The following is a 24,333-nucleotide window of genomic DNA, read 5'->3' as shown; positions in this document are numbered from 1 at the left end:
AGGGCGTGGCCATCGGTGCCACGGCCGGGGGCAATGCGGCTGAGCACAACTACCTCAACCACAGCCGCACCAGCATGCTGCGCCTGTCCGAGGTGGAGCAGTACGAGCGCGCAGCCCGCGAATGTGCGGGCGGCGACGCGAGCGCCTGCGGCCGACGCGATGCACTGGCCGAGCTCTCGCGAACGCGCGACCGCGAACTGCAATCGGCCTGTGCCGGCGCCACGCCCGCGCTGTGCAACAGCAAGGTGGCGGAGGCCCGCTCGATGGGCAACGCGGTCCACGGCGCCAACGGCCAATACGTCTGGGCCAACAGCCCCAAGCCCGGGTTCCCGCTGAACGTGGCCACGGCGGGCGAGGTTCAGCCCCACGCCGCGCTGCGCCAGAACTTCCACGTGCAACTGGCGCAGAGCACCTCGCAGGGTGTCTTCCTGCTGCTGCCCGGGCCCGAGGACGTGGTGGTGGGCGCGCTGCTGCTCACCGCGCCGGGCAAGGTGCTGGCCGAGGTGGTGCTCGAGGGCGGGCACAAGCTGCTGCGCTTTGCGGACGGGACGACGGCGCGGGTGGGCAGCGAGGAGGCCAGGCTGCTGGCGCGGGCGCGCATTGACAACAACTTCGGCGCTGAGATGCCTGGCTACGGCGGGCACGCGGTGCGCGACTTCCAGCCGGGGACGACGCATCGCGCGGAGGTGATCAACGCGGGGCAGGTGACGGATCGGGATGGTTTGCCCAGGGTGGACGAAATCAACAAGACCAACAACCGGCAAATTGAGGAGATCATCGGTACGCCTCCGGAATGGTGGCTTACCCAACGACCGGCGTGGAAGGAAGGCACACTCGTAACCGATCGAGTGACCACGCAGATAGAAACTTATAGGATGATCGTAGACGAGGATAGGTACAAAGAAATCGATCGACTGATGTCGATTGGCGATCACGACACTGCGGCAATGCAACTTGGAGCCTGGGCAACCAAGGACCCAATCACGAACGTCGCCGACGTTAGGAATAACTTGGCTATCAGCAGTGAATGGAAGGGTGCGAACGGGGCACCCATGTACATCGTTGAGTTCTCTGTCAAGCCAGGTGTTGGCATTCGTGAAGGACAAGTTGGACCAATGTATGACGCTACAACGAAGAACACGCTCCCCGGAGGAGGTCATCAGGTCCAATTCGTGGACGTATCTCCTCGCACGTCACCAGATAGATTCACAATTCTCCTCGACGGGTCAAAGAGGATCTCGCCATGACAGCGAAGGTGCAGCAAACCGTCCTGCTCTGGCATGCGGCCGATGGCGAGCGATTTCAGTACATTGTTGACCGAGGCGGTCTCTCCGACGAGGGAAATAGCGAAAGTTTGCGTGCCCTAAAGAGGCCGCTCGCACAAGTAAGTTCGCAACTTATCTTGGAGGATGGGAGCGTAATTTCGCTCCCGTTCACGAACTTTGCCTGGATCGTGCCCGACCGCACCGGCGTGCTCGTCATTTTTCGGCCCGGCAGCTATACGCTCCCCGACGGGCGTGACGCATTCTCGTGCCCCAACAATGCCGCAATCTTCAACGCCGACGGGAGCCTGCGTTGTCAAGTGCACTTTGCAGGCGCGCCAGAGCGGAGCTCGAGCTACATCATCGAGCGGCCATTCACTCGCACGATCACGCACAAGACCATGCCAATCGGCCGCCCAGGCGAGCCGATTGACCCTCCCATCGTTCAGTTCGGTGTGCTGGTTGGCACGAAGGAGCATCCTCCCGAGAGCTTTTATGTGCTGAACACCGAGACCGGCGAGTTGACGGATGGGTTGTTCGGTGTCCCGTATTGACTGCCGCAATTGGTATTGAGGCCGTGCCACACATCGGATCGGCATGCCAGCGCCTTTGCGCTGCTGTTGAACCGATTTCGAAAAGTGGTTTAGCAATCCGAGGACTCTCAAATGAAGGATGAAAAAGTTCAGCAACTCAACGTCGCTGTCTATTGAGAAATCTGGATGCGAGACAAGAGCAGGCTTGTTTTGAGTGAACCGATTCAGCCCCGATGGGACGACATGAACTCGCCAACCACAATGTCTTTCGCTTGAGCGCGAACAACGAAGTGGTCTGGCAGGTGCGCCGGGTGGAGTTGCCCGACAGCCCGAGTTGGACCGAGAAGCACGCCATGGCCAAACAATGGAAACGGCAAGGCTTGATCGACGGGGCACATATAGACCAGGGATTCCTAGACCCTTTCACAAGCATGAACCTCGACGAACGCCTCGCCCATGACCCGGAGCCCAAAGGCGTCTGGCGTCCCGGCTGCGTGGTCTATCTGCTCACGCGTTGGTGGGACTACAAGCCAATTAACGTGACGAATGAGCAATGGAATGGGGCGTGATGAAGGAGTGGTTCAAATGATATACAACCGGCGACTTGAGATTCTCCTCAAGTCAAGATGTCTTCAGGATTTTGCTTTACGGCATCATGCAGTGGCGCAGATCTGCGACACTAAGGACCGGTATTCAGTACTCCTTGTTCGAGGTAATTATGTGATCGAGATTTCAGAAATTATTATTGACAACTACGTTGAGGTATGGCTCTCGGATATGGGCAGTAATCTATGGGTCTCAAGCGCAGACGCGCGTGGTATATGCAGGGCGCTCGATATCCCTGTGGCAGTCGTTTGCCTACTTGACGACATTTCAATTGAAAGAACGTTTATCAGTTTTCATTCTGAAAAGGCGGCATCGTTCCCATTGGATTTCTCGTCGATTGAATCGCTGCTTGTATATATTTTCAGTCATGGAGGGATGGGTTCGGTCGCACATATTGCCCCACCCCAACCGTTCAATGACCGCCCCTATGTTCGGCCGATGACGCATTCGCAGGTGCAGGCGTATCAATTCCTGAGTTCGGCAAACTAGTGGTCGGATCCAGTAGCGAGCGCTGCAATTGGCAAAGACGCAAAACAACAGATTGAACAGCGGGAATGCGACTCTGATAGGTGGGGGCCGATGTTCGACAAGCAGCTCCACTCTGTGCTCCCCGGTGGCGGACACCAACCTGCTCAAACTGCCGCCAACTGGAAACTGCGCTCATTCGGGACGATGAAACGTGTGTGCCTTTGCCGTTTGATGAGTTGGCTTGGCTCCTCTCCCGACCGCACAGGAGTCCTCGAGATCTTCAAACCTGGTAGCTACACCTGCTCAGACGGCAGCGACGTTTTCCCCTGTCCCAACAACGCCGCCATCTTCAACGCAGACGGCAACCTGCGTTGTCAAGTGCGCTTTTCAGGACTGACGGCAGGAAGCGGAAATGAGGTGAGGCAGCAGGACAACTTGACTTGCCAGTGCCTTTGCGCTGCTGCTCAGCAGCCCGCTGAGCACGCTGGTGACGGGCCGCGTGACCACGGAGGTGGAGACCCCTGAAATGTGGTCCACACAGCTACACCGCGCTGGCGGCGGCGCCATCCGTTGGCGTGTGCGCGCGCGGATCGTCGGGCGGTGCGGTCACGATCGAGTCGAGCCGGGGATCGGGAGCGCGCAGGCGCGCCACGTCCGGCCGCGGCCGGCGAAGCCGCGGATCGCCGGCGAAGGCGCGCTCCATCGCGGCGGCGGCCCCCAGCAGCGCCAGGTCGCCTCGAAAACGCCCCACCACCTGAAGGCCGAAGGGCATGCCGTTGTCGTCGCTACCGCAGGGCAGGGCGAGCGCGGGGTGGGTGGTGAGCGTCACGACATAGGTCAGCGCGAGCCAGCGGTAGTAGTTGTCCTGCGAGCGGCCGTCGATTTCGGCCAGGTGCGGCTGCGTCCAGGGAAAGGGCGAGACCGGCGTGGTCGGCGAGAGCACCAGGTCATAGCCCTCGATGGCGCGCTGAAAGCGGGCGATCAGGCGGGTCTGCTCGGTTTGCGCCCAGGCCGTGTCGGCCAGGCCCATGCGCGTGCCCATCTCATAGTTGGCGCGCGGGTTCGGGCCGAGGCTGGCCGGGTTCTTTTCGTAGGTGGCGCGCAGGCCCGCGACGAAGGCCTCGGCGCGCAGCACATCGAAGCAGCGATGGGCATCGCCAAGATCGAAGCGGACCTCGTCGCAGGCCGCGAACAGCGGTGCCATCGCCGCGATCCTGTCGCGAAAGGCGCGGCGCACCAGTGGGTCCACGTCGCACAGGCCGAAGTCTTCCGTCCAGGCCACGCGCAGGCGCGACAGGTCCACCTCCGCCGGGCGCAGGAAGGCCAGCGCGTCCAGCGGGTGCGACAGGGGATCGCCGGCGTGGGGGCCCGCGGTGGCGGCGAGCTGCAGGCAGGTGTCGCCCACGTCGCGCCCCATCGGGCCGACCACGGAGATCGGCGAGAAGCCCAGGGGCTTGCGCACGTTGGGCACCACGCCGGGTGAAGGGCGCAGGCCGACCACGCCGCACTTGGCCGCGGGAATGCGCAGCGAGCCACCGGTGTCCGAGCCCGTGCACAGTGGAAGCAAGTCCAGCGCCAGCGCCGCGGCCGAGCCGCCGGAGGAGCCGCCCGCGTTGAGGTTCGGGTTGAAGGGGTTGCCGGTGGCGCCCCACACGGGGTTGCGGCTGTTGGCGCCCGCGCCCATTTCGGGCACGTTGGTCTTGCCCACCACGATGGCGCCCGCGCGGCGCAGGCGCCCCACGAGCTCGATGTCGGCCGAGGGCACATGGTTGCGCAGGCTGGGCGTGCCCATGGTGGACAGCAAGCCCTGCGTGGGCTCCAGGTCCTTCACGCCCAGCGGCAGGCCGTGCAGCAGGCCCAGGGGCTCGCCGCGCATCACGGCCCGCTCGGCCGCGCGGGCCTCGTCGCGGGCGCGCTCGAAGCAGGTGGCGGTGATGGCGTTGACGAAGGGATTGAGCCGCTCGATGCGCGCGATGCAGGCGTCGAGAAGCTCCACGGGCGAGAGCTGGCGCGCGCCGATGAGGCGCCGCAGCTCGACGGCGGAGGTGGCGGTGAGTTCCGTTGACGGGGCGCGGTGCATGGGGAGGTGATTCAGTCGGCCTGGATGTTGGCGCGGCGTGCCACGGCGCGCATCAGCGGCAGCTCCTTGTCGATCTGCGCCACCGCGGCCGCGGCATTGCCGAAGCGGGGCTCGGCGCCCTGGGCCTGAAAAGCGGCTTTGGCCTCGGGGCTGGCCATCACCTTCGTCAGGGCCTGCTCGAGGCGCGCGCGCACGGGTGCGGGCGTGCCCTTGGGCGCCACCACCATGATCCAGGTGTCGGCGTCGATGCCCTTGTAGCCGGCTTCGGCGAAGGTGGGCACGTCGCGCAGTTGGGAAGAGCGCTGCGCCGTGGTCACCGCAATGGCCTTGACCTTGCCGGCCTTGAGCTGCGGCAGGGCCGCGGTCACGGTGTCCAGCGAGAACGGCACACGCCCGCCGATGAGGTCCGTCATGGCGGGGGCGCTGCCGCGGTAGGGCACGTGCAGCAGCTTCGCGCCGACGGTCTGCAGCACGAGTTCGGCCGTGAAGTGGGAGGTGGTGCCGCTGCCGAATGACGCGTAGGAATACTGCTCGGGCCGGGCCTTGATGGCCGCGACGAACTCGGTCACCGTGTTGATCGGCACGTCCTTGTTGGCCAGCAGGATCAGCGGAATGCGGCCCACGATGGCGATGGGATCGAAGCTGTCCACCGGGTGGTAGGGCAGCCTGTCCTTGATGGCCGGGTTGGTGGTGAAGGTGGAGCCCGAGCTGATGAGCAGGGTGTAGCCATCGGCCGGGGCCTTGGCAACGAAGCCCGCGCCAACGGCCGAGCCCGCGCCGGGGCGGTTGTCGATCACCACCGGCTGGCCCAGTTCGTCACCGAGGCCTTTGGCGACCAGGCGGCCCAGGGTGTCCGCGCTGCCGCCGGGCGGGTAGGGCACCACCAGCGTGATCGGGCGGGTGGGGAAGGCGGCATCGGCCATCGCGGGCGCTGCGGCCGGCGCCAGGGCCAGCGCGACCGCCAGGGCCGCGAGCGCGCGGCGGCCCGAACGCGAAAAGGAACAGGGGGTGTCGGTCACGGGCGGGCTCCTGCGGTGGTGAACGGATGCGAACGCATGCTAGGAAGCCCGGACCTGTGCCGCAACACCAACAACAAGAACGTTTCATTGCCATTACGGCAAAGCTTCAGTAGGCTGACGGCGCATGACCAGCCGCTCCACCGCCCGCCGCGTGCCCGCGCGCCGCTCCATCAACCAGGCCGTATTGCAGGAGGTCTCGCTCAAGTACTTCATGGCGGTGGTGCATTCGGGCTCCATCACGGAAGCGGCAGAACGTCTGGGCGTGGTTCCCTCGGCCGTCAGTCGTCAGATCGCCCGGCTCGAGCGTGAGCTCGACACCCTCTTGTTCGACCGTCGCTCGCGCGGCATGGCGCTCAATGCGGCGGGCGAACTGCTCGCGGTGCACGCGCGCCGTGCCTGGCTCGACATCGAGCGCGTGACCGAGGACATCCTGGCGCTGCGCGGCCTGCGCGCGGGCCAGGTGCGGCTGGCCGCCACGGAGGGCTTCACCTTCGAATTTCTGCCGACGCTGATCGCGGGGTTTCAGGCGCAGCGCCCGGGCATCGGTTTTTCGCTGGACATGTGCCTGCAGACGGAGGTGGCGCGCCGTGTGCGCGAAGGCGAGGTGGACATCGGCGTGACCGTGGGCATGGCCTCGGAACGCAGCCTCAACGTGGAGCTGCGCCACCCCTCGCCGGTGCTGGCCGCGATGCGGCCCGAACACCCGCTGGCCGCGCGCCGCCAGCTGTCGCTGGCGCAGGCGCTGGCCTATCCGCTGGCCCTGCCGGCGCCCACGTCCACACTGCGTCAGTTGCTCGACATCAGTTGCAGCCGCCAGGGCCTGCACGTCGAGGCCTTCTTCACCAGCAACCACCTCTACCCGCTGGTGAACTACGTGGCGCAGACCGATGCCGTCACCTTCTGTGGCGAGACCGCCCTGCGCCAGCACCTGCACCTGGGGCTGGTGCACGCCGTGCCGCTGCGCGACCGCGAGATGAACGAACGCCACTTCGAGGTGCAATCGCTCGCGGGCCGCCAGTTGCCCGATGGCGCGCGGGCTTTCGTCACGCACCTGCGGGACGCGCTGGCCGACGAGTCCTGAGCCCTCCCTTGCCGCTGCGGCAAGGCACGGTTCACCCTTGGCGATGCCCGCTGGGCGGGGTGCGGGGAATAATGGCCGCACCGATTCTTCCGAGGCCCTCATGACCGCACCTGCATCGCGTCTCTTGTGCACAGCCCGTGTCCCGGGCCATCCGTTCCCGCCCGCCGGCCCCCGCCTTGGCTCCAGCCTGGCGAGCCCTGCGCGCGCATGAAGCCCGCCGTCATCGTCCTCGGTGCCGGCATGGTCGGCGTGTGCACCGCGCTGCACCTGCGCCAGCGCGGGCACGAGGTCACCCTGGTCGACCGGCGCGAGCCCGGCCGCGAAACCTCCTACGGCAACGCCGGCATCGTGCAGCGTGAAGCGGTGGAGCCCTACGCCTTTCCGCGCGACTGGGCCATGCTCGCGCGCGTGGCGATGAAGCGCGGTGCCGACGTGAACTACCACCTGGGCGCGTTGCCCGCGCTGGCCGGGCCGCTGAGCCGCTACTGGTGGCACTCGCGGCCAGCGAGCCACCGGCGCATCGCGCGCGATTACGCGCGACTCATCGAACACTGCCTTAGCGAACACGAGCCGCTGATCGAGCAGGCCGGCGCGCAGGACCTGGTGCGCCAGGAGGGGTACCGCTTCGTGTTCCGCGCATCGGCCAGCCTGCGCGAGGGCCTGGCCGACGCGCGCCGCCTGGCCGCCGAGTACGGCGTGCGCCACAGCGAGCTCGACGCAGACGCGCTCGCCCAGGCGGAGCCCGGGCTGCGCCAGCGCCTGTCCGGTGCCATTCACTGGCTGGACCCCTGGACGGTGAGCGACCCGGGCGAACTGGTGGCGCGTTACGCGGCGCTGCTGCGCGAACAGGGCGCCCGCGTGCTGCAGGGAGACGCGGCCAGCTTGAGCGCCACGGCCACGGGCTGGCGCGTGCGAACAGCCGAGGGCGAGATCGACGCGCCGCACGCCGTGGTCGCGCTCGGCCCCTGGTCGGACGCTCTGCTGCGCACCCTGGGCTACCGCTACCCGCTGTTCGTCAAGCGCGGCTACCACCGCCACTACACCGGTGGCGAACCGCCGCGCCTGCCGATGCTGGACGCCGATGGCGGCCTGGTCATCGTGCCGATGCGACAGGGCGTGCGCATCACCACCGGTGCCGAGTTCGCCCGCATCGATGCGCCGCCCACGCCGGTGCAACTGCCCCGGGCCCACGCCCTGGCCAGCGAGCTGTTCGAGCTGCCGCGGCCGGTGGAGCCCCAGCCCTGGATGGGCGCGCGGCCTTGCACGGCCGACATGCTGCCCGTCATCGGGGCGGCGCCGCGCCACCGGGGGCTGTGGTTCAACTTCGGCCACGCCCACCAGGGCTTCACGCTGGGGCCGGTGAGCGGGCGGCTGCTCGCCGAGCTCATCGGCGGCGCCGAGCCCGTGGTCGATCCCTTGCCCTACGCACCCACCCGGTTTCATTGAGGGCGCAAGCCAATGACCCGATGGCCACCCGCCATGACCCTGGACGACGCCGGGTCCGGCCGCTGGCCGCGCGGCGAACGCGGGCCTTCGCCAGATCAGTCGGCGGCGCGCTCCAGCACCGCCACGTTCACGGTCGCGCGCCGCCGAAAGCCCAGCGTCTCGTAGAGGCGGATGGCCGCGGTGTTGGTCTCCCAGGCGTGCAGGAAGGGCTGCTCGCCGCGCGCCTGTATGCGCGCCGCCACGGCGGCGGACAAGCGCCGCGCGAGACCGAGCCCGCGCGCGTCGGGGTGCGTGCACACGCCGCTCACCTCCGCGAAGCCCGGCACGCGGAAGCGCTCACCCGCCATGGCCAGCAGACGGCCATCGCGGCGAACGCCAATGAAGTCGCCCATCGCGTGCGTGCGTGCCAGGAAAGGCCCCGGTTCGGTCAAGGTGGCCAGCGCGAGCATCTCCGGCGCATCGGCCTCGCCCAGCGCGTCGATGCCCTCGCCGATGGCCTGCTCGCGCAGGTCGCGCGTGGCCTCCATCTGCACGCCCGTGGCCCGTTTCACCGCGCGCAAGCCGGGCGGCAGCTCGATGGGCGGCACCTGCAGCAGGAACACGCTCTCGCCCGGCGCCAGCAGATCCGCCAGCGCGGCCAGGGCTTCGGGGCCCTCGTCGGGCGTGGCGGCGAAGCGGTTGACGTCGGCGAGGTAGCGCCGCGCGAAGGCGCTGCCGCGGGACAGCCGGGCGTGCGCGCCGCTGAGGCTTGCCCAGACGGGGCGGTCAAGCGGGTGGGGGTGGGGCATGGGCGTCTCCGGTGGCCAGCCGCTGGCGGTTCACGCGCGCCAGTAGCGGCAGTGCTTCCAGCGCGTCTTCCAGCGCCGCCAGTTGGGCGAGCAGGGCGAGGCCGTGTGGCGCGCAGGCCTCGGCCACGGCGGCCTCGATGGCGGGCCAGGTGTGCTGCTGTGCGTGCGCCACCTGGCGTTGGCCGGCCTCGGTCAATTCGATGGCGCGCAGGCGCAGGTCGCCGGCCAATTGGCGCGCCTCCACCAGACCGGCCTCCTGCAGTTTGGCCAGTTGCCGCGTCACGCCGGGCTGGCTCACGCCCAGGGCCAGCGCGATGTCACCGACAGTGAGCGGGCCCAGCCGCTGCAAGGTCGCCAGCATCGGCAGGTGCGAGGAGGGAATGTCCGCGACGCCCTCGGCCTCGACCACGGCCTGCGTCTGCGCCTGCAGCCGCTCGCCGATGCGCTTCAGGCGGGAGCCCAGGGTCAGCAGCCCGAGCGATCTGACAACGTCTTCCATGATCCAAATATAACAAGGTATATGCCTTGCGATTTGAATCGGAAAACAGAAGCCTGTCCAGCCCCGGGGGTATGGACAGGCCGGCGCGGCGTTTTACTCGACGCGGATGTTCGCTTCTTTCACCACCACCCCCCAGCGCTGGCGTTCCTTCTCGAAGAACTGGTCCTGCTCGGCGGGCTGCATGGTGTGCACCTCGGCACCCTGTCCGGTGAGGCGCGAGCGCACCTCGGGGCTGCGGATGGCGGCAATGAGTTCGGCGTTCAGGCGCGACACCACGGCCGCGGGTGTGCCCTTGGGCACCAGCACGCCCTGCCAGGTGCCGGACTCGAAGTCCTTCACACCCTGTTCGGCCAGGGTGGGCACTTCGCCCACCAGGGGCATGCGCGTGCGTTTGGAGATGCCGAGCACTTTCAGGCGGCCGTTCTGCACGTGGGGCAGGGTGGCCAGCATGCCGTTCATGATCACCTGCGTCTGGCCGGCCACGGTGTCGGCCACGGCCTGCGAGCCGCCCTTGTAGGGGATGTAGGTCCACTTCGCGTCCATGGCCCGCTGCACGGCCACGCCGGCCACGTGCGGCGCGCTGCCCATGGCGGTGACGGCGAAGTTCAGGTCGCTGGTTCTGGAGAGCGCCACCAGCTCCTGCAGGTTGTTCGCCTTCACCGAGGGGTGCACCGCCAGCATGTGCGGCGAGTAGGCCAGCATGGTCACGCCGCGCAGGTCCTTGCTCGGGTCGAACGGCAGCTTGTAGACCGAGGGGCTGATGGCCAGCGCGCCCACGTCGCACAGCAACAGGGTGTAGCCGTCGGCCGGGGCCTGCGCCACCAGGCCGGCGCCCAGGTTGCCGTTGGCGCCCGCGCGGTTTTCCACCACCACGGGCTGGCCCAGGCTCTTGGCCAGCGGCTCGCTGATGGCGCGCGCGATGATGTCCGAGGAGCCGCCCGGCGGGTAGGGCACCACGATGCGCACCGGCTTGTTCGGGAATTTCTGCGCGTGCGCGGGCAGGCCCACGGCAGCCAGGGCCGCGCCAGAGGCGATGAGTTGTCGGCGATTGAGGGTCATGAAGGGTCTCCTGAGGGCTTGGATGTCCGCGAAGGCTTTGTTACAGTCGTCTCACGCAGTGATCTGTCGTCAGTTGTCGGTTGTCTGACGACTTGGGCATTCTGTGAAGACGCCCCAGGGGCGTCAAGGAAAAAGCCATGCTCTCCGTGAAAACCCCAGGTGAAGACCTGGCGCCGCCCCGGCCCCGCCGCCCGCGCGGCCTGGTGCCCGAAATCGTGGACACCCTGGCCAGCGACATGCGCGAAGGCCGCCTGCAAGCCGGCGACAAGCTGCCCACCGAGACGGCCCTGATGGCCCGTTTCGCGGTCAGCCGCACCGTGGTGCGCGAAGCCATTTCGCGCTTGCAGGCCTCTGGCCTGGTGGAAACGCGCCACGGCATCGGGACCTTCGTGCTGGCCTTGCCCGAGCGGGGCCCGTTCCGCATCGCGCCCGAGGACGTGGCCACCGCGGCCGACGTGGTGTCGCTGCTGGAGCTGCGCATCAGCCTGGAGGGCGAGGCCGCCAGCCTGGCGGCCCAGCACCGCGACGAAAGCCACCTGCGGCAGATGGAGGCGGCGTTGGCCGCGTTCGAACTGTCCATCGCCGAGTACTCGGACGCGGTGCCGGCGGATTTCCAGTTCCACATGGAGGTGGCGCGCGCCACCGGCAACCGGCATTTCGCGGACCTCATGACCTACCTGGGCACCATGATCATTCCGCGCACCCGCATCAACACGGCCAGCAGTGCCCCCGAGGGGCGCCTGGCCTATCTGCAGCGTGTGCACGTGGAGCACCAGAACATCTACCATGCCATCCGCCTGCGCGACGCCGAAGGCGCGCGCCAGGCCATGCGCCTGCACCTGTCCAACAGCCGCGAGCGGCTGCGCCGGGCCCAGGCCGAGACACCCGGCTGACGCTTTACCCGCAACGCTCCCCTGACGGGGCCTCATGGAGATGTCGACTTGGTTCCCCTGAACGACTGGCTGCTGTTCGCCGCCGCGGCGCTGTTCGTGGCCATCACGCCCGGCCCCAACATGGTCTACCTGCTGTCGCGCTCGCTCTGTCAGGGCAAGCGGGCGGGTGTGATCTCGCTGATGGGCGTGGTGGTGGGTTTCCTGGCGCACATGTTCGCGGCGGCCGTGGGCCTCACGGCGCTGTTCATGGCGGTGCCGCTGGCCTACGAACTGCTCAAGTGGGCCGGCGCCGCGTACCTGTTGATCCTGGCCTGGCAGTCGGTGAAGCCGGGCGCGCGTTCGCCCTTCGAGGCGCAGGACCTGCCGGCCGACCCGCCGCGCAAGCTGTTCCTGATGGGCTTCTTCACCAACCTGCTGAACCCCAAGATCGCGGTGTTCTACCTGTCGATCTTTCCGCAGTTCGTCTCGCCCGCGCACGGCTCGGTGTTCGCGCAGAGCGTGCAACTCGGGCTCACGCAGATCGTGGTGAGCTTCTGTGTGAACCTGAGCATCGTGCTGTCGGCCGCGCGGCTGGCGCTGTGGTTCGCGCGCAGCCCGCGCTGGCTGGCGGCGCAGCGCTACGTGATGGGTACCGTGCTGGCCGCGCTGGCGGTGCGCCTGGCCCTGGAGCAGCGCCGCACGGCGTGATCGGAAACACCCCCCGCGCCGCTTCGCGGCTCGCTGTCGCTCGCCCCGGCTGAACGCCCTCGCCGCGGGCCCGGCCGTGAGACGATAGCGACCCTCAACGACGGGAGTCGATCATGGAATGGCTTGTGCTCGGACTGGTGCTGTTCCTGGGCATCCACTCGGTGTCCATCGTCGCGCCGCGTGGGCGGCACGAAGTGGCGCACCGCTTCGGCGAAGGGCCCTGGAAGGGGCTGTACACGCTGGTGGCGCTGGCGGGCTTCGGCCTCATGGTGGCCGGGTACAGCGCCGCGCGGCAGACCCCGGTGCTGCTGTGGACGCCACCCCTGCCCATGCGGCATGTGGCGGCCTTGCTCATGCTGCCGGTGTTCGTGCTGCTGCTGGCCGCCTACCTGCCGGGGCGCATCCAGCGCGCGGCGAAGCACCCCATGCTGGTGGCGGTGAAGCTGTGGGCGCTGGCGCACCTGCTCGCCAACGGCGGCCTGGCCGACGTGCTGCTGTTCGGCGCTTTCCTGGTCTGGGCCGTGGCCGACCGCATCTCGCTCAAGCGCCGCGCGCAGGCCGGCCTGCTGCGCGCGCCGCACACCCTCGGCGCCGGCAAGGCCAACGACGCCATCGCACTGGTGGGCGGCCTGTTGCTGTACGCGGTGTTCGCCTTCTGGGCGCACGGCTTTTTGATCGGCGTGCAGCCGTTCGCTTGAACGGGAACCCCGGGGCGGGCGTTGGCCTCCATCGGGGCACGCCTTGATGACCACCCCGAAACCGATGGGAGATTCCATGATCCGACGCCTGCGTCCCCTGTTCATCGCCCTGGCGGCCGGCCTGGCCGCGGCCGGGGTCCTGGCCCAGCCGGCCGGGCGCCTCACACCCGAAGTGGTGGCTGGCGGCCTGCAGAACCCCTGGGGCCTGGCCTTCATTGGCGACGGCCGCCTGCTCGTGACCGAGCGACCCGGGCGCATGCGCGTGGTGGAGCCGGACGGCCGCCTGGGCCCGGCGCTCAAGGGCCTGCCCGACGTGGACGCCGTGGGGCAGGGCGGCCTGCTCGACGTCATCACCGACCGCGACTTCGCCACCAACCGCACCGTGCACTTCTGCTACAGCGAGCCGGCGCTGGTGGGCAACTCCACCGCCATGGCCTCGGCGCGCCTGTCCGACGACCGCAGCGCGCTGGAGAACGTGCGCGTGGTCTTCAGCCAGAAGCCCAAGGTCGGCAGCCGGCTGCACTTCGGCTGCCGCATCGTGCAGGCGGCGGACGGCAGCTTCTTCCTCACCCTGGGCGACCGCTACCTGCGCATGCACGACGCGCAGACCCTGGACAACCACCACGGCAAGGTGGTGCGCGTGCTGGCCGACGGCAAGCCGCACCCCGACAACCCCTTCGCCAAACAGGCCCGCGCGCTGCCCGAGATCTGGACGCTCGGCCACCGCAACATCCAGGGCGCGGCCCTGGGGCCCGACGGCGCGCTCTGGACCATCGAACACGGCCCGCAGGGCGGCGACGAACTCAACCGCCCCGAGGCGGGCAAGAACTACGGCTGGCCCGTCATCACCTACGGCGAGAACTACGGCGGCGGGCGCATCGGCGACGGCCTGACCAGCCGCGCCGGGCTGGAGCAGCCGGTGCAGTACTGGGTGCCCTCCATCGCGCCCTCGGGCCTGGTGTTTTTGCGCAGCGACAAGTACGGCCCGGCCTGGCAGGGCAACGCCTTCACGGGCTCGCTCAAATTCCGCCACCTGGTGCGGATGCAGATGGAGGGCGGACGCGTGGTGCAGCAGGAGCGGCTGCTGACGGAGCTGAACCAGCGCATCCGGGATGTGCGGGAAGGGCCGGATGGGTGGCTGTATGTGTTGACGGATGACAGTGATGGGAAGGTGCTGCGGCTGGTGGTTCGGTGATCATTCGCACTGCCAAGAGTGATCAAGGAGATCCGCTGTGTCCTCTATGAAAAAACCCCTCAATGACGCCGAGCTTTCCGCCCACGAGGCCCAACGCGATCTCGCGGCGGAGCTTCTGCAGTCCGTGAAGGAAATGAAGGCGGGGCAGGTTCAGGTGGTGTCGTCACCGGTCGTTGAGCCGCGGCAGAAGACGGGCACCTTGACTGCAAGAATTCCTCAGATTCACCAGCTCAAGCTGGACCCCTAGGAGCGGCAATCGGTCAGAAGCGCTTCGAGTGACAAGTCGAGCGAAGCGGCAAGCTTCGCAAGGGTGAGAAGCGGGGGATTGCGCGCTTGGCGTTCGATGTGGGCGATGACGGCCCGGTTGACGCCTGATTGCCGAGCCAACTTGTCCTGGGCTCGGGCCAGTTTGTCTGGCATCGAAGAAGTATTGGCATCGAACTCGGGTGCTACGCGGTGTCCCCGTAACTGCCCGCCTCAGCGCGTCAACACCCGCCGCGCCCCGTGGCTCGCCGCGTCCACCAGCGCCACCATCAGCAGCATGGCAGCCAGGATGGTGGCCGTCTTGCCCATGTGGAACAGGCCCATGTGGAAGGCCAGCATCTGGCCGAGGCCGCCGGCGCCCACCACGCCCAGAACCGCGGCGGCGCGGATGTTGTTTTCCCAGCGGTAGAGCGTGTAGCTGAGCAATTGCGGCAGCACCTGCGGCAAGGTGGCATAGAGGAACACGCGCGCGCCGCCCACGCCCTGCACGCGCAGCGCGGCGGCGGGGCCGGGCGGGGCGTTCTCGATGGCCTCGGCGAACAGGCGGCCGAGCACGCCGGCCGTGTGAAAAGCCAGGGCCAGGGTGCCGGCGAAGGGCCCCAGTCCCGCGCTGATGAGCAGCAAGGCGGCCCACACCAGTTCGGGGATGCTGCGCAGCGCGTTGAGCAGCAGCCGCGTGGGGCCGCGCGCCCACGACGCACCGCCATCCACGCGCCGGCTGGCGGGCAGCGCGAGCAAGACGCCCGCCACCGCCGCCAGGCCCGTGCCCAGGGCGGACATGGCCAGCGTTTCCCAGGTGCCCACGGCCACGCGGCGCAGGAACTCGGGCGAGGCATCGGGCGGGAAGAATTCGCCGAGGAAGCGGCCCATGCTGCGCGCGGCCTCCAACGACAGGAACTGACCCCATTGCAGGTCCAGCGACCAGAAGCTGGCGACCACGAGAACGGTCAGCGCGAGCAGGAACCACAGGGCCTTGCCGCGCGGGTCGAGCCAGGAGGGCGGAGCGGGCGGCAGCGGCTTCATCCCAATGCCTTTCGAAGGCCGGCGCTTACGCGGTCGGCCAGCGCCACCAGGGCCATGAAGACCAGCAGCATGGTCGCGACTTCGCCGCCGTTGAACATCTTCATGGAGTTGTCCATCTGCTGCCCCAGGCCGCCCGCGCCCACGAAGCCCAGCACCACCGAGGAGCGGATGGCGCATTCCCAGCGGTACACGGTGTAGCTGGTGAGTTCGGCCGCGTTGGTGGGCAGCAGGCCATAGAAGAAGGCCTGCAGGCGCGAGGCGCCGTTGCGCAGCAGGGTCTGGCTGGCGTGCGCCTCGCCGCTTTCCAGGATCTCGCCGTACACCTTGCCGAGCATGCCGCCGTAGGTGAGCGCGATGGCCAGCACGCCGGCGGTGGGGCCCAGGCCCACCACGCGCACGAACACGAGCGCCCACACCAGTTCGGGAATGCTGCGCAGCACGATCAGCAGCCAGCGCACGGCCTGACGCACCAGCCAGGGCCCGCGCGCCATCCGCCCCGACAGCGCGGAGAGCGAGAGCACGCGCGTGGCCGCCAGTGTGAGCGGAATGGCCAGCACCAGGGCCAGCACCATGCCGGCGGTGGCGATGGCCACGGTGCGCCAGGTCTCGCGCGCCACCAGGGCGAGGAATTCGCCGTCGAGCGCGAGCGGCAGGAAGCTGCCCAGGAACTGCGCCGTGACCCGGAGGTTCGTCGGCTCGACGAGCACCCAGGGCTTGAACTCGGTGGCCACGCCCAGCGGCCACAGCAGCACCAGGGCGGCGCCGATCCAGAACAGCCGCGATACCCAGGCGGGGTCGCGCGTGGGCGCGGGGCGCAGCGTGGTGGTGTTCATCGCGGACTCGGTGGCACATCAGCGGCACATCAGGACGGGCGGCAGGGGCTCGTCCAGTGGCGGCGGCGGGCTCGCGGGTGCGCCCTGCAGTTCGTGCTCGAACTGGTCGTACAGCTTCGCGAGGCGTTCGCTGCTGACCTCGGCGGCCGGCAGGTCGAAGGCGAGCTGGCCATCGCGCAGGCCGACGATGCGCGGGAAATGCGCCAGCGCCACGTCGACCTGGTGCAGGGTGGCCACCAGGGTGGCGCGGTGCTCGCGCGCGCCGCCGATGAGGGTGTGGATGGCCTGGCGCGCGCGCGTCGGGTCCAGGGCCGAGAGCGGCTCGTCCACCAGCCAGGCGGTGGCGGGCGCCAGCAGGGCGCGCGCCAGGCCCACGCGCTGGCGCTCGCCGCCGGACAGTCGGTCCACGCGCTCGAAGAGCTTGTCGCCGAGGTCGAAGCGCTCGAGCGCGGCGAAGGCGGCGGGGATGTCGGAGGGGCGCAGCAGCGAGCGCAGGCTGGCCCACAGCCCCATGGACGGCAGCCGTGCCGCCAGCACGGCCGTGACCACGCGCTGGCGCGGTGGCAGCGGCGGCACCTGCGGTGCCAGCAGCAGGCGGGCGCGCAGGCGCTGCAAGTCGGCGCGGGGCAGCGACCACGGCGACGCGCCGTCCAGCCGCATGCTGCCCGCGCTGGGCGCCATGGCGCAGGCCATGAGCTGCAGCAGCGTGGTCTTGCCGGCACCCGAGGGGCCGATGACGGCCACGTGTTCCCCCGCGGCCACGCGCAGGCTCAGGCCTTGCAGGGCGGGCGCCTGGGCCGCGCGGGCGGCGGCGTGGCGCGCGCTGACCTGTTCGAGGGCGATCTCCAAAACGTCGGGCTCCGGTGCGTGAACGAAGGCCGCATTAGAAACCCGATGGCGGGGCCGTCCCGCGAGCGGGGTTCATCGGGGCAAGGCCACGCTGCGAAAGCCCGCCAGGACGTCGCTGCGGTCGGCGGTGAAGAAGTTGCGGTAGCGTGGGTGTCGCATCTGCGGCGCGCTGGCCCAGCTCGCGCCTTTGAGCACGGGGCGTCCATCGAACCAGGGCTGCGAGTAGTCGCGGTAAGGGTGCGGCGCGAAGCCGGGGAAGGGCGCGAAGGCGCTGGCGGTCCATTCCCACACCTGGCCCCAGTGGAAGCCCGGCGCATGGTGCGCGGCGTATTCCCATTCGGCCTCGGCGGGCAGGCGCCGGCCGGCCCAGGCGCACCAGGCCTGGGCTTCGGTGGCGCTCAGGTGGCAGGCGGGGGCCGACAGGTCCAGCGCGTGCCAGCGGCCGGCTGCGCGCCGCCACCAGCGGCCGTCTTCGCGTTTCAGGTAGCGCGGCACGGGCACGGCGCCGGCGTCCACGGCGGGCAGGTAGCGCGCCCAGCTCACGGCTTGCCCGTCGATGTCGAAGGGCGGGAGCTCGACGGTCTGGCCGGTGAGCTCGTTGTCGAAAGCGAAGCCCGGGCCTTGCCAGCCCAGCGTCCACGACGCGGCGTCCAGGGACAGGCAGGCGTGCTCGGCGGTGGGCGGTGGCGGCACGGATTCGCCCGCGTCGATGTCGAGCACCTGCGCCATGAAGCACCAGGCCTCGCCGTGCATGTCCTCGTGGAAGAGGGCGAGGCGAAAGGCGTAGAGGCCGTCATCGGTGTCGGGCGCGCGGGCCAGCAGGGCGAGGGTCTCCTCCAGGCTGGCCTGCAGGTCGGCGCGCGTGGTGGCCAGGTCGGGCAGCGGCAGCGACCAACGCGTGTCGTGCGGCACGGCGCTGCTGTCGTACAGCGCGTCGGCGTCGACGCCGCGCGCGGCCTGGCGGGCCGGGGCCAGCGCGGCCGCGGGGTCGGCGCGCGCGCCGCGTTGGCGTTGCGAGGCGGGCTGGCGCGCCACCCAGCGGTCGGCGAACCAGCCGATGTGCCCCAGCTCCCACAGCGGCGGGTTGAGCTCGGGCGACAGGGGCACCGCCAGCGCGGGCCCCAGCGCGGCCTCGAAGGCCTCGGCCAGGCGAAGCGTGCGCGCGCGCGTGCGGCGCAGCAGCCGCGCCAGCGTTTCCCGACCGGCGCGGCGGGCCTGCTCGGCCGCGGCGCCAGGCGGGGTGGCGGGTGGGGTGTCGGTCTCCGACACAATGAGCCGCTCGATGGCCTCCATTCGCAAACCCCTGTTGTGCATCGTGACGCCGGCGCTGGCCGACGCGAACAACGGCAATTGGCAGACCACCCGGCGCTGGGCGCGTCTGCTGGCGGGGCATTATCGGGTGGTGGTCACTCGCCAATGGCCCGATGCGGACCTCGGCGAGAAGCCCGCTGCCCTCATCGCCCTGCACGCGCGGCGCTCGGCCGCCTCCATCGCGGCCTGGGCCGAGGCCGACGCCAGCGCGCCGCTGGTGGTGGTGCTCACCGGCACCGACCTGTACCGCGACATTCAAGTCGACGCCTCGGCACGGCGCTCGATCGAACTCGCGCACCGGCTCGTGGTGCTGCAGGCGCGCGGGCCGCTCGCGCTGCCGGCGCACCTGCGCGCGCGCTGCCGCGTGGTGTTCCAGTCCAGCCCTGCGCGCGCGGCACTGCCCAAACCGCGGGGCTTTCTGCGCGCGCTGATGGTGGGCCACCTGCGAGACGAGAAGTCGCCCGAGACCCTGTTCGAGGCCGCGCGGCTCATCGGCCCGCGGGAAGGCGTCCGCATCGACCACATCGGCGAGGCGATCGACCCCGCGCTGGGCGAGGCGGCGCGCGCCACCGCGCAGGCCGGCCCGCACTACCGCTGGCTGGGCGGGCTGCCTCACGCCGAGGTGCTGCGCCGCCTGCAACGCGCGCACCTGCTGGTGCAGGCCAGCCGCATCGAAGGCGGCGCGCACGCCGTGCTGGAAGCCGTGCGCGTCGGCACGCCGGTGCTGGCCTCGCGCATCGACGGCAATGTGGGCATGCTCGGCGAGGCGTACGAAGGCTACTTTCCGGTCGGCGACGCCGCCGCGCTGGCGGCCCTGCTGCGCGACTGCCGTGAGGGCATGGCGCGCGACGATGGCAGGCTCGCGCGCCTGGCCGCACAATGCGCCGCTCGCGCGCCGCTGTTCGCCCCCGAGGCCGAACGCCAGGCGCTGCTGGATCTGCTCAATGACTGCCTGCGCCCCGTGGGCGCCGGGCCCCGAACCGGAGACCGACCGTGAACGCCCCCATTCCCACCGCCGCCACCCAGCCCCGCCTCACCAGCCTGTCGCACGGCGGCGGCTGCGGCTGCAAGATCGCGCCCGGCGTGCTGAGCGACATCCTCAAGGGCAGCACCGGCCTGCCCCTGCCCAAGGAACTGCTGGTCGGCATCGAGACGGCCGACGACGCGGCCGTGTACCAGCTCAACGACGAGCAGGCGCTGATCGCCACCACCGACTTCTTCATGCCCATCGTCGACGACCCGTACGAGTTCGGGCGCATCGCGGCCACCAACGCCATCAGCGACGTGTATGCCATGGGTGGCACGCCCATCATGGCGCTGGCGCTGGTGGGCATGCCCATCAGCGTGCTCAGCACCGACACCATCGGGCGCATCCTGCAGGGCGGGCAGGACGTCTGCCGCGCGGCCGGCATCCCGATCGCTGGCGGCCACACCATCGACTCGGTTGAACCCATTTACGGCCTGGTGGCCCTGGGCCTGGTGCACCCCGGGCGCGTGAAGCGCAACGCCGACGCCAAGGCCGGTGACCGCCTGGTGCTGGGCAAGCCGCTGGGCGTGGGCGTGCTGTCGGCCGCGCTCAAGAAGGAGCAACTGGACGCGGCGGGCTACGCCGCCATGATCGACACCACCACGCGCCTGAACACGCCCGGCCCCGATCTCGCGAAGCTTGGAGGCGTTCATGCGCTGACCGACATCACCGGCTTCGGCCTGGCCGGCCACGCGATGGAGATGGCGCGCGGCGCGGACAAGGCGGTGCACCTCGACTGGAACCGCGTGCCGCTGATCCCGGGTGTGCGCGAACTCGCCGCGGCCGGTCTGGTGACGGGCGCCTCGGGCCGCAACTGGGCCGCCTACGGCCACGAGGTGCGCCTGGGCGCTGGCCTGGGGGCCACCGAGCAGGCCCTGCTGAGCGACCCGCAAACCAGCGGCGGTCTGCTGGTGGCCTGCGACGCAGCCAGCGTGGACGAGGTGCTGGCCACCTTCCGCCGCCACGGCTTTGCGCAGGCGGCCGACATCGGCGAGGTGCGCGAGTTCGCGGGCGACGGCGTGCGCCTGCAGGTGAACGCCTGAGCGCGTTCCAGGCTTGACCTAAGGCTTGAACCGGTAGTGGTCCCGGTTGAGCACCGCCGCGATGGCGGCGAGCTCTTCAGGAAACAGTTGCAGGTTCAGCCGCGTGCTGCAGTTCTCCACCATGGCCTGCAGCAGCCTGGCGTTGTTGATGCGGCCATTGGGGCGGTAGATGGCGCTGCCGTCACCGCCCACCTGCCTGGCGTGGCACTGCGCGCACTGGTGTTCGGCCAGCAGCTTCTCACCGAGCGCGAGGTCGGCGTCCTTGAACAGGGCAGCGCCTTGGGCATGGGCGAGCGCGGGCAGGGCAAGGGCAGGGATGAGGAGGGGGCGTTTCATGGGATTCGTCGGGGGCATGACCATCGGCGAAACTTGGACCATCGCGCTCCCGCCGTCAAGCCGTTGCCATGACCGTCCACACCATCCTCAAAATGGGTGATCCGCGCCTGCTGCGCCACGCCCAAGCCGTCACCGCTTTCGACACGCCCGAGCTTCACCGGCTGGTGGCCGACCTGAAGGACACCATGGCCCACGCCAATGGCGCCGGCCTGGCCGCGCCGCAGATCGGCGTGGACCTGCAGGTGGTGATCTTCGGCAGTGGTGCGCCCAACCCCCGCTACCCCGACGCGCCGGTGGTGCCGCGCACCACGCTGCTCAACCCCCTGATCACGCCGCTGGACGATGAGCTCGAAGATGGCTGGGAGGGCTGCCTCTCGGTGCCCGGCCTGCGCGGTGTGGTGCCGCGCTGGCGGCGCATCCGCTACCAGGGCTTCGACGAGTTCGGCGCAGTGATCGACCGCGAGGCCGAGGGCTTTCACGCCCGCGTGGTGCAGCACGAATGCGATCACCTCTGGGGCACGCTCTACCCGATGCGGGTGCGCGACTTCACGCGCTTCGGCTTCACCGAGGTGCTGTTCCCCGGACTGGACGCCAGCGACGACGACTGAGGCCGATGGCAAACGGCGTTACGCCGTTGAAACGATTTGAAATGTTCAGGCCTCAAGTTCGACTAGAGTCGGGCGGCTCAGAACATTCAGAACAAGCAGCAGGGGGAAGCCCCTTCACCACCATGAAGCGATTGCTCATGGCACTGGCCGCCAGCGCCCTTGTGGGCGCCTGCAGCGTGAGCCGGCCGCCGACCGACGTATCCGTTGAATTGCCCGAGCGCTGGATGGCGCCGCCCCTGGCGCACCAGGGCAGCACCCAGGCGCTGGGCGACTGGTGGGCCCGCTTCGACGACCCGGTGCTCAGCGACTGGATCGCGCGCGCCCAGCGCCACAGCCCCGACATCGCCAGCGCGCGCGCCCAGGTGTTCGCGGCACGGGCGGCCCTGGCCGGCGCCGAGGCGCAGGGCCGGCCGCAGGTGAACGCGGTGGCCACGGCCAATCGCGGCGTCACGGACACCAACACCCCGCTGGGCACCACGCTCAGCGCGGGCTTCCAGGCCTCGTGGACCGTGGGGCTGTGGGGCGAGAGCGCCGCCCGCGTGGACGGCGCCCAGGCCCGCCAGGACGCGGCCGGCGCGGGCTGGCACGAGGCGCGTGTCCTCGTGGCCTCCGAGGTGGCGCAGCTCTACTTCGGCCAGCGCCTGTGCCGCCAGCAACTGGCCGTGGCCCTGAACGACCGCGATTCGCGCCGCGTGACGGCCGAGAGCAACGACGTGACCGAGCGCGCCGGCCTCAGTGCGCCGGCCGACGCGGCCCTGGCGCGGGCCAGCGCCGCCGAAGGTGTGGCGCGCTGGCGCAGCCAGGAAGCGCAGTGCGAACGCCAGATCAAGTCGATCGCCGCCATCACCGCCCAGCCCGAGGCCGAGGTGAGACGCCAGCTCGAACGCGCGCCCGACCTGAACGCCTGGCTGGCCTCTGGCCGCGTGGAGCAGTTGCTGGCCGTGAACGCGGTGCCTGCCGAGGTGCTGCGTCAGCGGCCCGACGTCTACCGCGCCCAGCGCGAGCTGGTCGCCGCCAGCGAGGAGGTGGGCGTGGCCCACGCCGCGCTGCGCCCCGGGCTCACCTTGCAGGGCAGCGTGCTGCGCAACCACTTCTCCGGCGGCGGGCTCGACTTCACCGCCAACTCCTGGTCCATCGGCCCCATCACCCTGAGCCTGCCCCTGCTGGGGCGCGACGCGCTGCGCGCCGACGCCGACAGCGCGCAGGCCCGCTACGAGGCCGCCGCCATCGCCTATGCCGGCACCTTGCGCCAGGCCGTGGCCGAGGTGGAGCAGTCCCTGGTCACGCTGTCGGGCCTGAGCGAGCGCCTGGCCGCCACCGAGACGGCCGTGGCCGGCTACAACCGCTCCTTCGAGGCCACGCAGGCGCGTTACCGCGTGGGCTTCGCCAACCTCAGCCAGCTGGAAGAGGCGCGCCGCCTCAAGCTCAACGCCGACAGCAGCGCCGTGGCCCTGCAACAGGAACGCCTGGACGCCTGGCTGCAGCTCTACGTCGCGCTCGGGGGCGGGTTCGATCCCGCGGCAGTTCCCGCCACGTTCAGCCCCGACGCCCTCAATCCCAACGCCTCGAACGACGCCCGATGAACGCCCACTCCACCCCCCGGCGCCGCTGGTTCTGGCCCCTGGCCGCACTCGCCCTTGTCATCCTCGCGCTGGCCGCCTGGCTGCTGCTGCGGCCATCCGATGAAGCGCCGGCCGCGGCCAACAACGGCGCGAACGCCGCTGCCCCGGCCGAGGGCGAGCAGCCCCGGCCGGCGCTCACCGTCACCGTGACCAAGCCCCAGCGCGAGTCGCTGCCCATCCGCCTGCAGGCCAACGGCAACATCGCCGCCTGGCAAGAGGCCAGCGTGGGCGCCGAGGTCAACGGCCTGCGCCTGTCCACGGTCAACGTGAACGTGGGCGATCAGGTGCGCAAGGGCCAGGTGCTGGCCGAATTCGTGCGCGAAACCACCCAGGCCGACACCCTGCAGGCGCGCGCCAGCCTGATGCAGGCCGAGGCCAGCTACCAGAACGCCAAGGCCGACGCCGACCGCGCGCGCGCCATCGAGAACACCGGTGCGCTGTCGAAGTCGCAGGTGGCGCAGTACCTCACGCAGGAGAAGGTCGCACTGGCGCAGTGGGAAGCCGCCAAGGCCGCGCTCGGCGCCACCGAGGTGCGCCTGGGCAACACCCGCGTGCTGGCCCCCGACGACGGGGTGATCTCCGCGCGCGGGGCGACCGTGGGCGCCGTGGTGGCTGCGGGGCAGGAGCTGTTCCGCCTGGTGCGGCAGGGGCGCCTGGAGTGGCGCGGCGAGGTCACGCCCAGCGAAGTCGACCGCATCAGGATCGGCCAGACCGTGGCCGTGACGGCCGCCACCGGCCGCGAGGTGCAGGGCAAGGTGCGCGCCATCGCGCCCAGCGCCGACCCGCAGACCCGCAACATCCTCGTCTTCGTGGACCTGCCGCGCCACGCCGAACTCAAGGCCAACACCTTCGCCCACGGCAGCTTCGACCTGGGGCAAAGCGAGGCGCTCACCGTGCCCAGCCAGTCGGTGGTGGTGCGCGACGGCAGCAACTATGTCTTCGCCATCGACGACCAGAGCCGCGCCAGCCAGCTCAAGGTTCGCACCGGCCGCCGCGTGGGCGAGCGGGTGGAGATCCTCGAAGGGCTGAAGGAAGACGCGTCCGTGGCGGTGCAGGGCGCGGGTTTCCTGAACGAGGGCGACCTCGTGAAAGTGGTGCAGTGA

General features: G+C 69.8%; 27 protein-coding genes. 16 read left to right on the top strand and 11 right to left on the bottom strand.

The features are described from left to right. The 4 genes from GTO19_RS22335 to GTO19_RS22320 all read left to right on the top strand — a co-directional run. A partial coding sequence (locus GTO19_RS22335) for a DUF6862 domain-containing protein (protein ID WP_363302993.1) occupies positions 1 to 1,247 on the top strand: 1,247 nt, incomplete at its 5' end. Continuing rightward, complete coding sequence (locus tag GTO19_RS22330) at positions 1,244 to 1,816, top strand: hypothetical protein (RefSeq protein ID WP_291025179.1); 573 nt, start codon at positions 1,244 to 1,246, stop codon at positions 1,814 to 1,816. The genes GTO19_RS22335 and GTO19_RS22330, both read left to right, overlap by 4 nt. Before the next feature lie 251 nt (positions 1,817 to 2,067). Further along, positions 2,068 to 2,364 (top strand): hypothetical protein, encoded by a 297-nt coding sequence (locus GTO19_RS22325; protein WP_291025176.1) that lies wholly within the window; start codon positions 2,068 to 2,070, stop codon positions 2,362 to 2,364. Between the two features lie 151 nt (positions 2,365 to 2,515). Continuing rightward, positions 2,516 to 2,890, top strand: coding sequence for a hypothetical protein (locus GTO19_RS22320; RefSeq protein ID WP_291025173.1), 375 nt, complete (start codon positions 2,516 to 2,518; stop codon positions 2,888 to 2,890). A 520-nt stretch (positions 2,891 to 3,410) separates the two neighbouring features. Here GTO19_RS22320 and GTO19_RS22315 read toward each other — a convergent pair. Together GTO19_RS22315 and GTO19_RS22310 are read right to left on the bottom strand one after the other, a co-directional pair. Beyond that, entirely contained in the window at positions 3,411 to 4,949 is a 1,539-nt protein-coding gene (locus GTO19_RS22315) for an amidase (protein WP_291025170.1), read from the bottom strand. A gap of 11 nt (positions 4,950 to 4,960) precedes the next feature. After that, positions 4,961 to 5,914 (bottom strand): tripartite tricarboxylate transporter substrate binding protein, encoded by a 954-nt coding sequence (locus tag GTO19_RS22310; protein ID WP_291025181.1) that lies wholly within the window; start codon positions 5,912 to 5,914, stop codon positions 4,961 to 4,963. A gap of 178 nt (positions 5,915 to 6,092) precedes the next feature. Here GTO19_RS22310 and GTO19_RS22305 point away from each other — a divergent pair, with 178 nt between their 5' ends. After that, entirely contained in the window at positions 6,093 to 7,049 is a 957-nt protein-coding gene (locus tag GTO19_RS22305; RefSeq protein ID WP_291025168.1) for a LysR family transcriptional regulator, read from the top strand. Positions 7,050 to 7,256: 207 nt separating this feature from the next. Beyond that, positions 7,257 to 8,495, top strand: coding sequence for an FAD-binding oxidoreductase (locus tag GTO19_RS22300; protein ID WP_291025166.1), 1,239 nt, complete (start codon positions 7,257 to 7,259; stop codon positions 8,493 to 8,495). Positions 8,496 to 8,590: 95 nt separating this feature from the next. Here GTO19_RS22300 and GTO19_RS22295 read toward each other — a convergent pair whose 3' ends face one another. From GTO19_RS22295 to GTO19_RS22285, 3 genes are all read right to left on the bottom strand, one after another. After that, positions 8,591 to 9,283, bottom strand: coding sequence for a GNAT family N-acetyltransferase (locus GTO19_RS22295; RefSeq protein WP_291025163.1), 693 nt, complete (start codon positions 9,281 to 9,283; stop codon positions 8,591 to 8,593). Next, positions 9,261 to 9,782, bottom strand: coding sequence for a MarR family transcriptional regulator (locus GTO19_RS22290; protein ID WP_291025161.1), 522 nt, complete (start codon positions 9,780 to 9,782; stop codon positions 9,261 to 9,263). Before GTO19_RS22290 ends, GTO19_RS22295 begins: the two co-directional genes overlap by 23 nt. A 93-nt stretch (positions 9,783 to 9,875) precedes the next feature. Then, on the bottom strand, positions 9,876 to 10,841 hold the full coding sequence (locus GTO19_RS22285; RefSeq protein ID WP_291025158.1) for a tripartite tricarboxylate transporter substrate binding protein: 966 nt from the start codon (positions 10,839 to 10,841) through the stop codon (positions 9,876 to 9,878). Between the two features lie 137 nt (positions 10,842 to 10,978). Here GTO19_RS22285 and GTO19_RS22280 point away from each other — a divergent pair, with 137 nt between their 5' ends. The 5 genes from GTO19_RS22280 to GTO19_RS22260 all read left to right on the top strand — a co-directional run bounded on the left by GTO19_RS22280 (position 10,979) and on the right by GTO19_RS22260 (position 14,561). Continuing rightward, on the top strand, positions 10,979 to 11,734 hold the full coding sequence (locus GTO19_RS22280) for a FadR/GntR family transcriptional regulator (protein ID WP_291025156.1): 756 nt from the start codon (positions 10,979 to 10,981) through the stop codon (positions 11,732 to 11,734). 48 nt (positions 11,735 to 11,782) lie between these two features. Next, positions 11,783 to 12,421 carry a LysE family translocator gene (locus tag GTO19_RS22275; protein ID WP_291025153.1) on the top strand — a complete coding sequence of 213 codons (639 nt, stop codon included), beginning with the start codon at positions 11,783 to 11,785 and terminating at the stop codon, positions 12,419 to 12,421. 113 nt (positions 12,422 to 12,534) lie between these two features. Next, positions 12,535 to 13,119, top strand: a complete 585-nt coding sequence (locus GTO19_RS22270) for an NnrU family protein (protein ID WP_291025151.1) — start codon at positions 12,535 to 12,537, stop codon at positions 13,117 to 13,119. A gap of 76 nt (positions 13,120 to 13,195) precedes the next feature. Beyond that, complete coding sequence (locus GTO19_RS22265; protein WP_291025149.1) at positions 13,196 to 14,314, top strand: PQQ-dependent sugar dehydrogenase; 1,119 nt, start codon at positions 13,196 to 13,198, stop codon at positions 14,312 to 14,314. A 46-nt stretch (positions 14,315 to 14,360) separates the two neighbouring features. Further along, a complete protein-coding gene (locus tag GTO19_RS22260) occupies positions 14,361 to 14,561 on the top strand; it encodes a hypothetical protein (protein ID WP_291025147.1) in 201 nt (66 codons plus the stop codon). On the opposite strand, the gene GTO19_RS22255 is transcribed toward GTO19_RS22260, so the two are convergent. The 5 genes from GTO19_RS22255 to senA all read right to left on the bottom strand — a co-directional run bounded on the left by GTO19_RS22255 (position 14,558) and on the right by senA (position 18,576). Next, on the bottom strand, positions 14,558 to 14,734 hold the full coding sequence (locus tag GTO19_RS22255) for a helix-turn-helix transcriptional regulator (protein WP_291025145.1): 177 nt from the start codon (positions 14,732 to 14,734) through the stop codon (positions 14,558 to 14,560). The two genes, GTO19_RS22260 and GTO19_RS22255, sit on opposite strands and share 4 nt — an antisense overlap. 57 nt (positions 14,735 to 14,791) lie before the next feature. After that, the gene (phnE, locus tag GTO19_RS22250) at positions 14,792 to 15,601 is read right to left on the bottom strand and encodes a phosphonate ABC transporter, permease protein PhnE (RefSeq protein ID WP_291025143.1); all 810 of its coding nucleotides are present in this window, start codon (positions 15,599 to 15,601) and stop codon (positions 14,792 to 14,794) included. Next, positions 15,598 to 16,434, bottom strand: coding sequence for an ABC transporter permease (locus tag GTO19_RS22245; protein ID WP_291025141.1), 837 nt, complete (start codon positions 16,432 to 16,434; stop codon positions 15,598 to 15,600). The genes phnE and GTO19_RS22245 overlap by 4 nt, the downstream gene beginning before the upstream one ends. Positions 16,435 to 16,452: 18 nt before the next feature. Continuing rightward, a complete protein-coding gene (locus GTO19_RS22240; RefSeq protein WP_291025139.1) occupies positions 16,453 to 17,283 on the bottom strand; it encodes a phosphonate ABC transporter ATP-binding protein in 831 nt (276 codons plus the stop codon). A gap of 72 nt (positions 17,284 to 17,355) precedes the next feature. Continuing rightward, entirely contained in the window at positions 17,356 to 18,576 is a 1,221-nt protein-coding gene (senA, locus tag GTO19_RS22235; RefSeq protein WP_291025136.1) for a selenoneine synthase SenA, read from the bottom strand. Between senA and senB the strand changes: the two genes are divergently transcribed. Beyond that, positions 18,566 to 19,591 (top strand): selenoneine biosynthesis selenosugar synthase SenB, encoded by a 1,026-nt coding sequence (gene senB, locus GTO19_RS22230; RefSeq protein ID WP_291025134.1) that lies wholly within the window; start codon positions 18,566 to 18,568, stop codon positions 19,589 to 19,591. The two genes, senA and senB, sit on opposite strands and share 11 nt — an antisense overlap. Continuing rightward, positions 19,588 to 20,664, top strand: a complete 1,077-nt coding sequence (gene selD / locus GTO19_RS22225) for a selenide, water dikinase SelD (protein ID WP_291025131.1) — start codon at positions 19,588 to 19,590, stop codon at positions 20,662 to 20,664. The genes senB and selD overlap by 4 nt, the downstream gene beginning before the upstream one ends. Before the next feature lie 18 nt (positions 20,665 to 20,682). On the opposite strand, the gene GTO19_RS22220 is transcribed toward selD, so the two are convergent. After that, positions 20,683 to 21,000, bottom strand: coding sequence for a cytochrome c (locus tag GTO19_RS22220; protein WP_291025128.1), 318 nt, complete (start codon positions 20,998 to 21,000; stop codon positions 20,683 to 20,685). Positions 21,001 to 21,068: 68 nt separating this feature from the next. On the opposite strand from GTO19_RS22220, the gene GTO19_RS22215 reads away from it, so the two are divergent. From GTO19_RS22215 to GTO19_RS22205, 3 genes are all read left to right on the top strand, one after another. Next, a complete protein-coding gene (locus GTO19_RS22215; RefSeq protein WP_291025125.1) occupies positions 21,069 to 21,608 on the top strand; it encodes a peptide deformylase in 540 nt (179 codons plus the stop codon). Between the two features lie 122 nt (positions 21,609 to 21,730). After that, positions 21,731 to 23,191 carry an efflux transporter outer membrane subunit gene (locus tag GTO19_RS22210; RefSeq protein ID WP_291025123.1) on the top strand — a complete coding sequence of 487 codons (1,461 nt, stop codon included), beginning with the start codon at positions 21,731 to 21,733 and terminating at the stop codon, positions 23,189 to 23,191. Then, entirely contained in the window at positions 23,188 to 24,333 is a 1,146-nt protein-coding gene (locus GTO19_RS22205; protein ID WP_291025121.1) for an efflux RND transporter periplasmic adaptor subunit, read from the top strand. Before GTO19_RS22210 ends, GTO19_RS22205 begins: the two co-directional genes overlap by 4 nt.

It is taken from the genome of Hydrogenophaga sp. (assembly GCF_011772445.1).
Classification (GTDB): domain Bacteria; phylum Pseudomonadota; class Gammaproteobacteria; order Burkholderiales; family Burkholderiaceae_C; genus Hydrogenophaga.
The sequence above is the reverse complement of the archived record's forward strand: the minus strand, read 5'-3'. Positions and strand labels throughout refer to the sequence as shown.